Consider the following 12,621-nt stretch of genomic DNA (forward strand, 5'->3'; position numbering starts at 1 on the left):
AAAATGAGCAGAGAGAGTCGGTGAGAAACGACTGCCTACATCGAGGAAATGTGGAAAAAGGCAGAGAGAATTAGCGAGAGGCAACTGCTTATATCGAGGAAATGTGGAAATAAGCAGATAGGATTACCGAGGGGCATCTGCCTATATCAAGAAAAACAAGAAACATAAATGACAGAAGTACTATTGCACCGTCCGGATCGAAGAATCGTTTCAGGCGGTGTTTTATTTAAGGAAACATTGATTGAAAGCGTAAGGAAAGGCTGCGCACTAATTGGTGCGATAGCCCACTGCCAACTTTAATCAGCTTTTTTCGGATATGCTTTGCAGAATAAAAGGAGATTATTTTATGGGACAAATAGAAGAATTGGAGAGAGAACTTGAGTCGATCAAGTATCAGGTTGGGCAGATTCAACTTGCTTTATCTCGGACATCGCATTTTGTTGCGGATGTAAAAGCGGAACAGAACGGATTGCATCAGCAGTTGCAGCAGGCGAATATGCAAATAAGGTCTATGCAACATCAGCAGCAGGTGCAAGCAAATGTGCAGCCACAGCAGCAGGTGCAAGGAAATGTGCAGCCACAACCGCAGATGCAAGTGAATATGCAACCGCAACAGGCGCAAACGAATATGCAGTCACAGGGAGTGCAGTATCAATATCAGCGGGTGCAGAGTCAGATTACACCTCAGCCAATGCAGAATCAGCAGGCGCAATTCGCAAATCAACCTATGCAGAATCATCCGCAGGCGCAATTCGTAAATCAAGCTATGCAGAATCAGCCACAGGCACAATTTGCGAATCAAGCTATGCAGAATCATCCGCAGGCACAATTCTCGAATCAATCTATGCAGCCTCAACATCCATTTCAGAATTATACGGCCGGAAAGAGAAATTCTACAGAGTCATGGATTGGTAAGCATTTGATGGGAGTTCTTGCAAGTGTATTGGTTTTCATAGCACTTATTTTGTTTGCAAGCCTCATAATTCCTTATCTTAACGATACTGTCAAAATTGGAATGATGTTCACGGTTAGTATTGCGCTTACTAGCTTTGCATTTTATGAGCGCAAAAAGCGGCCGGATAATACCTTTTTTACGGCCTTGCTCGCATGTGGACTTGGTTGCAGCTATCTGTCGATACTTGTGACCAGAATTTACTTCAAAGCTATCAGTGACGTTATCATGTACGTTCTCTTGCTTGTCTGGGGAGGAGTTATTCTCTACATGGGCAAAAAAGAGAGCAGACTCTTTCAGGCTATTGGCAATTCGGGCTACATTATTTCTGCGCTTCTTGCATGGAATATGGAAGATAAGGCCATGGTTCTACCTATTTTGATTTACCTTATCGTTATGGGTGCTGCTTTCCAGTATAATTTCAGGAAGAGCTACGGACAGCGAATAGTGCAAAGTTGCATAAATATGGGAATTATACTTTATTTTGCAACAAGGATCGGAAATAATGTTGAAAAATGTGTTCCGCTTACTGTTTCTGCAATTCTTATTGTGGTTATAAGTGCTGTATATTTTGCATGTTCAATTTATGGAGAAAAGCTGATAAAAGATAAGAATAGATTCATTTTTGCTCCTGTAAGTGCGGTTGTATTCTATGTTTCATACCTTCTACTTGCGGATTGCTTAGATTTGCCAAAATGGATCAGCCTTACGGTGTTCTTTGCGGTTGCGGTTATTGCGGAAGTTGTAGCTTTTATGCAGCAGAGCAAAGCCGAGGACGATACGGTCTTACTTTTGAAAAACATTTGGATAATCGCTTGGTTCGCCGTTGCCGAGTTTGCTACTTTTATTTTATATAATGATTTTTTCAACACCGGAGCTCTTTTTGTTGCACTTCTTCCGATGGCTGTTTACGGCGCAAAGAAGGAACATAATCTGTTCAGAAATCAGGCGCTTATATTGGCAGCGCTGATGACGGCGTTGGAAGTTGCGGATAAACTGAATATTGTTTTCTGCTCGGTAGCACTGGTTTATGCGATCATTGTTGTGGTAATGGAAGGATTTATTGTCAATAAGTCTGTTTATTACAAAATCATTTATTTTATCTATGTTCAGGTATGTATCGCGTTTCTCTTTTGCGCTGTTTCAGACAAATACACGCATTATGACAGTGAATTCAGGCTTATGTTTACAATAATTCCAATGGGAATGTTTAACGCGCTTATGCGAGTGCTTAAGTTTGACAGGGATGACAAAGGAATAAGCAATAAGTCGGTTCTGCTGGGGCTCGATGTTATAAATGCGATAGGAATACTGGTAGGACTTTATAACATTATTGAGATTGACGGGGCTCTTCCACAGGGAATAAATATTGCCTTTACGACAGCATTGGCCTGCATTAATATTCGCAGACATTTTGCAGGAAGCAGTGGCGAAAAACTTTACGCGGGAATCAAGTTTGGAATCATTCTGCTGGTTTCGCTTATCACCTATGATGCGGCAGGTTATATCATCAGCGTTGCAACTCTGGCCTTTGCGATACTGTGCATATTTATTGGATTCAACAAGATTTTTGGGGCAAAAGAACTCCGAATATATGGGCTTGTTCTGTCTATGATATGCGTTGTTAAGTTTATCATGATTGATATTACTTACGAAAACACTATAGGACGTGCAATAAGTTTCCTCATCAGTGGAATACTGTGCTTTGCAATCAGCGCACTCTACAACCATTTCGAAAAGCAAGGCCAGTAGTAAAGTGAAGATGACTTTTTGTGGGAAATCTGAAAAAAGTCCTGTGAATATGGGGAAAAACGTTGGCAAGGAGGCCGAGTATTATAGTGCACCGTACAGATGAGAAGCGAGTAAAGTGTACGGTGCGTATTTCAATTTAGGCACCGTACAGATGAGAAGCGAGTAAAGTGTACGGTGCATTTTACAATTTACGCACTGTGCAGAGATTGAGGAAGTAATCCGATATATATTTGTATATAGCCACGATGTTGAAGACACAAATCATAGCACAAATTTAGCAAATATTCCCTGATGCCATCGAGCCGATAACCAGCCAATATTCTTCTGTTGCTATCGCACCAATATAAAGCCAATAAGTTCTGATTGAATCGGGCTTGATATAATGTTAAAATGTTCGGTGTTTGAGGTTATTTTTTTCTTTAAAAACAAGGAGAACAAATGAATTACGAAGGTAGGACTGAGAATTACAAGCGTCTTGGTGAAGAATGCGGAGTTTTTGGTATGTATGATTTTGACGGTGGTGATGTAGCCGGATCTATCTACTACGGACTCGTTTCACTTCAGCACAGAGGACAGGAAAGCTGCGGTATTGCCGTTAGCGACACGAACGGACCGAAGGGAAAAGTGACAAGCCATAAGGATATGGGACTTGTAAATGAAGCTTTTACCCCGGAGATATTGGACACTTTAAAGGGAGACATCGGAGTAGGTCATGTCAGATACTCAACAGCAGGCAGCAGCACACGTGAGAATGCGCAGCCGCTTGTTCTAAACTACGTAAAAGGCACCTTGGCACTTGCACATAACGGTAACCTTGTCAATGCACCGGAGCTTCGTCATGAGCTCGAATACACAGGTGCGATTTTTCAGACGACAATCGATTCAGAAGTAATTGCATATCATATTGCCAGAGAGAGACTTGCGACAAAGTCTGTAGAAGAGGCAGTTGGAAAGGCTATGCTCAAGATAAAGGGAGCGTATAGCCTTGTTATTATGTCACCGAGAAAACTTATCGGTGCAAGAGATCCTTACGGATTTAAGCCCCTTGTTATAGGAAGAAGAGAGAACTGCTACATACTTGCTTCCGAGACATGTGCGCTTGATACGGTTGGAGCTACATTTATCCGTGATGTTGAACCCGGTGAGATAGTTACGATTTCTCCGGAATTCGGAATTCAGTCCGACAAGAGCATGTGTATCCCTAAGGAAAAGCATGCGAGATGTATTTTTGAATATATTTATTTTGCGCGTCCTGACAGTACTATCGACAACATCAGCGTATATGATGCCAGAATAGCTGCGGGAAGATTCCTTGCTATGGATTCACCCATAGATGCGGATCTTGTAGTAGGCGTTCCCGAGTCCGGAAATGTTGCGGCACTTGGATATGCCATGCAGTCGGGAATACCATATGGTCAGGCTTTTGTAAAAAACTCTTATATAGGAAGAACTTTCATTAAACCCAAGCAAAAGAACAGGGAATCAAGCGTTCAGGTTAAGTTAAATGCACTTGGAAGCGCGGTTGAGGGCAAAAGAATCATTATGATCGACGACTCGATTGTAAGAGGAACAACCTCAGACCGAATTGTAAGAATGCTTCGCGATGCGGGTGCAAAAGAAGTGCATATGAGAGTAAGTTCACCTCCGTTCCTGTGGCCATGCTATTTTGGAACCGATGTCCCTGCAAGAGATCAGCTTATAGCTTATAATAGAAATGTCGACGATATCTGTAAGATAATCGGTGCCGATTCACTTGCTTATCTCGGAATAGAGAGACTTGAAGAGATGGTTGGCGGAAACCTCGGCATCTGTAAGGGATGCTTTACAGGTAATTATCCCGTTACACCACCTACTGAGGATATCAGAGGAGAATTTGAAAAGTAAAAAACTCGACATATTATAGTGTCAGTAATACAGATATAGTTTCAGGAGGAATGAAATGAGTACAGATCGTTATACAAGCCCCTTATCGGAGCGTTATGCAAGTAAAGAAATGCAATATATCTTTTCACAGGATATGAAGTTCAAGACATGGAGAAAGCTTTGGATCGCACTTGCTGAGATTGAGAAAGACCTTGGTCTTAACATCACTCAGGAGCAGATCGATGAGCTTAAGGCTCACAAGGATGACATAAACTATGATGTTGCAAAGGCAAGAGAAAAAGAAGTTCGTCACGATGTAATGAGCCATGTTTACGCATACGGCCAGCAGTGCCCCAAGGCTAAGGGAATTATTCACCTTGGCGCAACAAGCTGCTACGTTGGTGATAACACAGATATCATCGTAATGACTGAGGGACTTAAGCTTGTAAGAAAGAAGCTCGTTAACGTTATCGCAGAGCTTTCAAAGTTTGCGGAGGAATATAAGGCACAGCCTACACTCGGCTTTACTCATTTCCAGCCTGCACAGCCTACAACAGTAGGAAAAAGAGCAACACTCTGGCTTCAGGATTTCACGATCGATCTTGAGGACCTCGATTATGTTCTTGATAATATGAAACTTTTAGGTTCAAAGGGAACAACAGGAACACAGGCTTCTTTCCTTGAACTCTTTGACGGAGACCTTTCAAAGGTTGATAAGCTTGATCCCATGCTTGCAGAAAAGCTTGGATTCAAGGGCTGCATGGCAGTTTCAGGTCAGACATACAGCCGTAAGATTGACATGAAGGTACTCAATGTTCTTGCAGGAATCGCTTCTTCTGCAACAAAGATGGCACAGGATATCAGACTTCTTCAGCACCTTAAGGAAGTTGAAGAGCCTTTTGAGAAGAGCCAGATCGGTTCATCTGCAATGGCATACAAGAGAAATCCTATGAGAAGCGAAAGAATCTGCTCACTTGCAAGATACGTGATCATCGATACTCTCAATCCCGCTATCACTGAGGTTTCACAGTGGTTTGAGAGAACTCTCGACGATTCTGCAAATAAAAGAATTTCAATTCCTGAGGGATTCCTTGCAACAGATGGTATACTTGATTTATGTATAAATGTAGTTGACGGTCTTGTTGTTTACCCTAAGGTTATTGAGAAGCGCCTTATGTCTGAGCTTCCTTTCATGGCTACAGAGAACATCATGATGGATGCTGTTAAGGCAGGCGGAGACAGACAGGAACTTCATGAGAAGATCCGTGAGCTCTCTATGGAAGCCGGCAAGACTGTTAAGGTTGAGGGAAAAGACAATAATCTTCTTGAACTTATTGCTGAAGATCCCGCATTCCCTCTTACAATCGAGGAACTCAAAGCATCAATGGATCCTACAAAGTACGTTGGATGCAGTGCGCATCAGGTAGATAAGTTCCTTGCTGAAGTTGTTAAACCTATATTGGAAGCAAACAAGGAAGACCTCGGACTTACAGCTGAGATCAATGTTTGATACCGATCGGAGAAAATATGAAAATAAAAGACATATTAAACAGTAAAGATGTGACTTTGTCTTTTGAAGTTTTTCCGCCAAAGACAGATGATAAGTACGCTGATGTCGAGAAGGCTTCGGCAGAGATTGCTGCACTTAAGCCTGACTTTATGAGCGTTACTTACGGAGCAGGCGGCGGAACAAGTAAGAATACGGCCAATATTTCGGCCGATCTTCAGGACAAGTACGGAGTTACCGTGCTGTCACATCTTACATGTGTATCGTCTACAAAAGAGGATGTTAAGGCCATGATTTCCGTTTACAAGGAAAAAGGAATCGAGAATATCATGGCACTTAGGGGGGACATTCCGAAAGAAGGACGAGTTTGCTATGATTACGATCATGCGACACAGCTTATAAGTGATATTAAGTCGCTTGATGAAAATATATGTATCGGCGGAGCGTGCTATCCCGAAGGACATGTAGAGTGTGCAAGACAATCTGAGGATATCATCCATCTGAAAGAAAAAGTGGATGCGGGATGTGATTTCCTTACAACCCAGATGTTTTTTGACAACTCTACGTTGTACCAGTTCCTTTACAGGATCAGGGAAAAAGGCATTGAAGTTCCGGTTCTTCCGGGGATCATGCCGATAACCAATGCAAGGCAGGTGGCAAGAAGTGTAGCTCTTTCAGGTTCAACCATTCCGCAGAAGATGAAGATAATGGTTGATAGGTTCGCTGATGACCCTGAGAAGATGAAAGAGGCAGGTATAATCTATGCTTGCGATCAGATAATAGATCTCATTTCTAACGGGGTTAGCCACATACATGTTTATTCAATGAACAAGCCTGATATTGCGGCAGGTATAATGCGTAATCTTGCGACAATCATAAAATAATAAAAGGGGAGTATAGTGATGGACGGAAATGTACATAACACTACTGAGGAGCTTTCAAGAAAGACTCCTTCAAAGAATAATATAAATGAAATTGACTTTGCTTATTCACAGGAAGTTATCAGAAAAATGTCCGATTACTTTGATGAGAAAGTAGTCGGACAGAAACAGCTTAAATTTTCTCTTATCGCATCTATTCTGGCGGACGGACATATTCTTATAGAGTCCGTTCCCGGTCTTGCGAAGACTACTGCGGCTAAGGCTATTTCTGATGCCGTAGACGGAAAGTTTGCGAGAATTCAGTGTACTCCGGATCTTCTTCCGGCAGATATCATCGGAACACAAATCTATAATCAGGCAACTTGCAAGTTCGAGACTATGCTTGGACCTGTATTTGCCAATTTTGTCCTCCTTGATGAGGTCAACCGTTCAAGTGCAAAGACTCAGTCTGCAATGCTCGAAGCCATGCAGGAGAAACATGTTACTATCGGCGGAAAGACTTACAACATGCCGGAGGACATTTTTATTGTCATTGCAACTCAGAACCCTATTGAGCAGGAGGGAACATATCCTCTTTCTGAGGCGCAGACGGACAGATTTTTGATAAAAGAGGTTATTACATATCCTACAGCCGCTGAGGAAGTAGAGATTTTGAAGAGAATAGAATCCGGAGTAATATCGGAGAAAACAGATCCGGTACTTACAATTCAGGATATAAATAAAGTTCAGGACATTGCTGATCAGGTATATGTTGACGAAGCAGTGAAGTGGTACATTTCAAGTATTGTTGTTGCCAGCAGAAGAGCAAACCAGATACCCGGATTTGAACTTGGCAAATACGTGAGAATCGGTGTAAGCCCGCGTGCATCTATTGCGTTCCTTAAGATGGCTAAGGCTGCGGCTCTTATGATGGGAAGAACTTACGTAACACCTGAGGATGTAAAGGTAGTAAGACATCAGGTATTAAGACACAGGATCGGTCTTAACTATTCGGCTGTTGCAGACAATATTTCTGTTGAGACGGTAATTGACGGAATCGTAAATTCTGTTAAGACTCCGTGATAGAGTGCGGCTATGAATATTGATTACGAATATTTATCTAAGATAAGGAGAGCGGTAGCTCTTTATACAAACAAAAAAACTTCAAATATTCTGGACGGTGATTTTCACTCCATTCATAAGGGAAGAAGTATGGAGTTTGAAGATCTTAAAGAGTATGCACTCGGCGATGAGGTTCACGATATCGACTGGAAGTCTTCCTCAAGAATGGGAAAGACGCTGGTAAGAAGGTATATGACCGACAGAAGGCACAATGTAATGTTTGTGTGCGACTGCGGCAAGAAAATGACGGGCGATACTCCGCGAGGTGAGTCCAAGAAAGAAGTTGCGCTTCTTACTTTCGGAACGGTCGCATATCTTACAGATAAGAACGGAGCTGATTTTTCGGTGGCATTTCCAAAAGGAGATACGTCGGAGATCAGTATGTTCAAGGCGGGAACCGAGCATATCGAGAGACTCATTTACGAGTATGAGAAGTATATTGATAAGGACAGCGATATTTCTTTTGAACAGTGCATAAAAAACGTCCTTAACTGCGTACACAAGAGGATGATCGTTATTCTTATTACCGATATTGAGGGGCTCACATCAGTCAGTGAGAGTACGCTCAAGGCGGTTGCCTGCAACAACGACCTTATGGCTATGTGCATTGAAGACGCCATGCTGACAGGGGATAACGTGTTTGACAATGAACTTGGGCACTATGAGAAATGGTTTCTTTCTCATAATGAAAAACTCAGAAAGCAGGAGCTTGAGTACAGGGAGGCTGCGGCAAACAGCATAGCAAGCAGCAGTAAGCAGAGCAGAACATCGGTTATCTCGCTTTCGGGTTCGGATGAGATAATCGATAAGACAATAGTTTTATTTGAAAGGCACAGACATGGAAACTACGGTTACATTAAGACCACCATTTGAATATAGTATTTGGGTTTTGCTGGTCGGAATCGTTATTTTTGCGGCCTTTCTTTTTGTGTTTGTTTGGGTGCTTTTAAGAATACTTGGAATAGAGAGAAACCAGAGCGATCCTTCTGCTAAAAAAGAAAATCGTTTCAGCATCAGTAGCGGTTATCAGTACATAATGAAACAAAAGTATATCGCGCAGATCCAGATGCTTAAGAATGATTACAAAAACGGCAAGGTGAGCCAGAGAGAAGGATTTCAGAGGCTCAGTCTTTTGATCAGAGGGTTTATACACGATGTTACGGGAATCAATGTTGAAACGGCGACTATCCGTGATGTAAAAAAACTTGGTATCAAGCATTTGGATAAGCTTATGGAAGAATATTACGTTCCGGAATTTGCGGAGGACGGAAGACCGATATCCAAGGAACTTTCGGAATCCTGTGAAACGGCAATGGGAGTGATCAGAACATGGACATAATGCATAAATGGGTCATCGTTTTGGGAGTCTTGGTAATCGCCGGAATATGTTTTTGGCTTTATAAATACAGCAAGAAGATAACGAATGAATTTAACGGTGGGCTACGAGCCGCCAATACCCAGAGAATCAGATCCAGCGAGTTATATATTGAGTTGTTTAAACAGTACCGCATAATCAGGACAGTTCTGATAGCGGGACTTATAATATGTTTGCTTTCGTCTTTTATTCTTATTTCAAGACCGTTTAAGTCAAAAGAAGTTGTCAACGGTGTGAAGAAAAGAGATATCATAATCTGCCTTGACGTATCATATTCGCTCTATGACCTCAACTCAGAGATTACAGAATATATAAAAGGCGTGGTAAAGGGACTTGAAGGCGACAGGATAGGAGTGAGCATTTTTAATACTTCATCTGTTACATATGTTCCTCTTACGGATGATTATGATTATGTTGTGCAAAAGCTCGATGAGCTTGATGAGTATTTCAAGCTTCAGAAGGATATGTACGACAATTTTTACAACAAGTACCAGTATCTTACGGATATGACAGAAGAGGAAAAAGAGAGGTTCTATGAGCTGGATGAGAAGCTTTCTTATTACGAGGCGGGAACTTTGTACCGCTCAGACACAAAGGGATCGTCGCTCATAGGAGAAGGACTTGGCTCTGCACTTTATTCTTTTCCTTATTTAGGAGAATCGGACAGAACCCGCGTTATCATCATGTGTACAGATAACGAGCTTAATTCGTACTATCCTGAGATAATGAATCTTAAGGACGCATCAGAGGCGTGTAAGAATAATAAGACTACAGTATTTGGAATTTTCCCTTCGGAGGATAAGTTCTATCTGCCTGAGGAATACAGCTACAGGACATGCTCTTCGGAATTTCAGAGCGCCGTTGAGAATACCGGCGGAAAGTTTTATGTAAGAACGGACGAGCATCCTGTTTCAGAGATTGTTCAGGATATCCAGAAGCAGGAAGCGATGATGGTAAAAGTCGTTTCATCAAGAGAAAATGTTGATATACCGGAAGCTGCGTTTATAATGCTTCTTTTGGGAATTGTCGTGTTCTGCGGAGCAGGATGGGTGTTGCAAAAATGATTATAAGACCTATTTTACCGATAGCGTTCCTCCTCATAATCTTTGCGGTATTGATCGCAATTACGGTCTGGGGAGTTGTCAGAACGAGTGTCGAAAGAAAAGACAAAATATTTACCGTGCTTAGGCTCGGAATTATATACATCCTGGTGCTTATTATCGGGTTGAGACCCATGACTGCGGATGAGGAATACGAGTTTTCCACAAGGAATCTCGATGTTATCTTTGTTGTGGATACAACGATAAGTATGTGGGCGGAAGATTATTACGCCGGCAACAGGATAGACGGTGTAAAGAAGGATGCAAAGCAGATCATAGATGAACTTGCGGGTAGTAACTTTGCACTTGTGACGTTTGACGATCAGTCTCACGTTATTTCACCGTGCACACAGGATATGGAGCATGTCAAGACTCTTTTGGATACGCTTGCGCCTCCCGGATATGAATACGCGGGCGGAAGCGATATGTCTTTACCCTACAAGGATCTTGAGTCTCTGCTTCTTTCTTCTTCAAGAAAGGAAAACAGGAAAAGCATAGTTCTGTTCATGAGCGACGGTGAGATCACAAACGGCAATGAGCTTACGTCTTATGAGGCTTTGAAGCAATATGTGGATTCTGGTGCGGTTCTCGGATACGGCTCTGTAAACGGTGGAAAGATGAAGATTGACAATACGTACATCTACGACGATGCCGAGGGGAAAGAAGCCGTATCTTACCTCAACGAGGAAAATCTTAAGAGCATTGCGGGCAATCTCGGGGTTGAATATCACAATATGAACAGCGGAAGCAAAGGGCTCAACAATACGATAAATGTGATAAAAGAGACCTCAAAGACCATAACCGAGAAAGAGGACGGAATGGAGAAGTATGTCGATCTTTACTTCTGGTTTGCCATACCGCTCGTTTTGGCACTTATTGCGGAACTGTGCATATTTAGCATAAAAGGGAGGTTATGAGTATGAAAAAAACACCTCTTAGATATATCTTTTTGTTGGTATTTTCACTTATTATCTGCATCGCAGGTGCTTCGATAGTTACAAGGGTTTTGGTTAACAAGGTTTTTGTAAAAAGATTTAACGCAGGGAACTATGATACTAAGCTTGAGGAAAAACTTTTGCTTCTGAACTTCCCTGAGAGTTACACTCCTTTCTACAATCTCGGAGATGCGTATTACAAGCAGGAATGCTACTCGGAGGCTGCAAGCTACTTTACTGAAGCGCTCAAAATGTATCCTCCCGAGGAAAAAGAGTGTTCTATAAGGATAAATCTTGCTCTTTCGCTTTGCTATACGATAGATTTTTCGGACCTTTCAAGCCAGGATAAGATTGATACGGCTATTTACGTTCTTTATAAGGCAAGGGATGTTCTTCTTGAGAACGGATGGGCGGTTGAAGAAGGCGATAACTTTAGGGATGCCGATGCCCAGCAACTCAAAGAGGACATTGATAAAATGCTTGAGAAGCTCAAGGATCCTGAAAATTCAGACGACGATCAGCAGGATAACGAAGAGTCTTCCGAACAGGAAAATGAAGATTCTTCAAACGACGATAACAAGAGCAGTTCAAAAGAGAAGCGGCAGCAGGATGAGCTCCAAAAGAGTAAAGAAGGTGCTATGAAAGAGCGACAGGAAGCCCAGCAAAGCGCCGACGGTGAGAAGAAAGCTCAAGAGAAAGAAGGACAGGAAGGTGCAACAGGCGGTCAGGGCGGAGAAGGAGCACCGCAGCCCGTAAAACAGTGGTGATTCTGATTTTATATGGACTTTTTGTAGGGAAACGCGGATTAAAGCGTTTCCTTAGTTTAAGTTTGCGCGCCATGGGCGCGCTCTAACGGGTGCAAGTCCCAAACACGCCCAGATAGTGGGAAGTGTATAGCCGAACAGCAAGGGTGTCCATCGTGAGGTGGAATCTGAAGGAAGCTGTAAGCAAATCTCTGGTCCGACGGACAGGAATCACATATAAGGCTAGGCTACGAGAGATAAGTTGGCTTAAAGCAACAAAGTCTAATAACTATCACTTTTGTAGTAGCAGAGTAAATGTGGCGGATATATGGAGAGAAAGAGCGCGCGCCTTAAGCGTGGAGGTCTCACAGGGGTTTCATTAGCCTAGTAACAACGAACTGTGAGAAGTCAG

General features: G+C 42.4%; 10 protein-coding genes. All 10 read left to right on the forward strand.

Features of this window, described 5'->3' with window-relative positions; genetic code table 11:
- The first annotated feature begins 346 nt into the window (after positions 1-346).
- The 10 genes from G628_RS0113950 (at position 347) to G628_RS0113995 (ending at position 12,233) form a co-directional block, all read left to right on the forward strand.
- Complete coding sequence (locus tag G628_RS0113950; protein ID WP_027209391.1) at positions 347-2,704, forward strand: DUF2339 domain-containing protein; 2,358 nt, start codon at positions 347-349, stop codon at positions 2,702-2,704.
- Between the two features lie 438 nt (positions 2,705-3,142).
- Positions 3,143-4,588, forward strand: coding sequence for an amidophosphoribosyltransferase (gene purF / locus G628_RS0113955; RefSeq protein ID WP_026656904.1), 1,446 nt, complete (start codon positions 3,143-3,145; stop codon positions 4,586-4,588).
- A gap of 55 nt (positions 4,589-4,643) precedes the next feature.
- Entirely contained in the window at positions 4,644-6,077 is a 1,434-nt protein-coding gene (gene purB / locus G628_RS0113960; protein ID WP_026656905.1) for an adenylosuccinate lyase, read from the forward strand.
- A gap of 17 nt (positions 6,078-6,094) precedes the next feature.
- Positions 6,095-6,958, forward strand: a complete 864-nt coding sequence (gene metF / locus G628_RS0113965) for a methylenetetrahydrofolate reductase [NAD(P)H] (RefSeq protein WP_026667253.1) — start codon at positions 6,095-6,097, stop codon at positions 6,956-6,958.
- An 18-nt stretch (positions 6,959-6,976) separates the two neighbouring features.
- Positions 6,977-8,017: an AAA family ATPase gene (locus tag G628_RS0113970; protein ID WP_081670741.1), complete on the forward strand. Its 1,041-nt coding sequence runs from the start codon at positions 6,977-6,979 to the stop codon at positions 8,015-8,017.
- 12 nt (positions 8,018-8,029) lie between these two features.
- On the forward strand, positions 8,030-8,929 hold the full coding sequence (locus tag G628_RS0113975; RefSeq protein ID WP_026667254.1) for a DUF58 domain-containing protein: 900 nt from the start codon (positions 8,030-8,032) through the stop codon (positions 8,927-8,929).
- Entirely contained in the window at positions 8,895-9,395 is a 501-nt protein-coding gene (locus tag G628_RS0113980; RefSeq protein WP_026667255.1) for a hypothetical protein, read from the forward strand. The genes G628_RS0113975 and G628_RS0113980 overlap by 35 nt, the downstream gene beginning before the upstream one ends.
- Positions 9,386-10,495 carry a VWA domain-containing protein gene (locus tag G628_RS0113985; RefSeq protein ID WP_026667256.1) on the forward strand — a complete coding sequence of 370 codons (1,110 nt, stop codon included), beginning with the start codon at positions 9,386-9,388 and terminating at the stop codon, positions 10,493-10,495. Before G628_RS0113980 ends, G628_RS0113985 begins: the two co-directional genes overlap by 10 nt.
- A complete protein-coding gene (locus G628_RS0113990) occupies positions 10,492-11,448 on the forward strand; it encodes a vWA domain-containing protein (RefSeq protein ID WP_196803771.1) in 957 nt (318 codons plus the stop codon). The genes G628_RS0113985 and G628_RS0113990 overlap by 4 nt, the downstream gene beginning before the upstream one ends.
- Before the next feature lie 2 nt (positions 11,449-11,450).
- Positions 11,451-12,233, forward strand: a complete 783-nt coding sequence (locus G628_RS0113995; RefSeq protein WP_026667257.1) for a tetratricopeptide repeat protein — start codon at positions 11,451-11,453, stop codon at positions 12,231-12,233.
- The last annotated feature ends 388 nt before the right edge of the window (positions 12,234-12,621 follow it).

Origin of the sequence: Butyrivibrio hungatei NK4A153 (genome assembly GCF_000424465.1) — a bacterium.
Taxonomy (GTDB): domain Bacteria; phylum Bacillota; class Clostridia; order Lachnospirales; family Lachnospiraceae; genus Butyrivibrio; species Butyrivibrio hungatei_A.

Coding starts and splice junctions, on each gene's coding strand:
- G628_RS0113950 (WP_027209391.1), top strand. CDS start 347: ATGGGACAAATAGAAGAATTGGAGAGAGAACTTGAGTCGATCAAGTAT.
- purF (WP_026656904.1), top strand. CDS start 3,143: ATGAATTACGAAGGTAGGACTGAGAATTACAAGCGTCTTGGTGAAGAA.
- purB (WP_026656905.1), top strand. CDS start 4,644: ATGAGTACAGATCGTTATACAAGCCCCTTATCGGAGCGTTATGCAAGT.
- metF (WP_026667253.1), top strand. CDS start 6,095: ATGAAAATAAAAGACATATTAAACAGTAAAGATGTGACTTTGTCTTTT.
- G628_RS0113970 (WP_081670741.1), top strand. CDS start 6,977: ATGGACGGAAATGTACATAACACTACTGAGGAGCTTTCAAGAAAGACT.
- G628_RS0113975 (WP_026667254.1), top strand. CDS start 8,030: ATGAATATTGATTACGAATATTTATCTAAGATAAGGAGAGCGGTAGCT.
- G628_RS0113980 (WP_026667255.1), top strand. CDS start 8,895: ATGGAAACTACGGTTACATTAAGACCACCATTTGAATATAGTATTTGG.
- G628_RS0113985 (WP_026667256.1), top strand. CDS start 9,386: ATGGACATAATGCATAAATGGGTCATCGTTTTGGGAGTCTTGGTAATC.
- G628_RS0113990 (WP_196803771.1), top strand. CDS start 10,492: ATGATTATAAGACCTATTTTACCGATAGCGTTCCTCCTCATAATCTTT.
- G628_RS0113995 (WP_026667257.1), top strand. CDS start 11,451: ATGAAAAAAACACCTCTTAGATATATCTTTTTGTTGGTATTTTCACTT.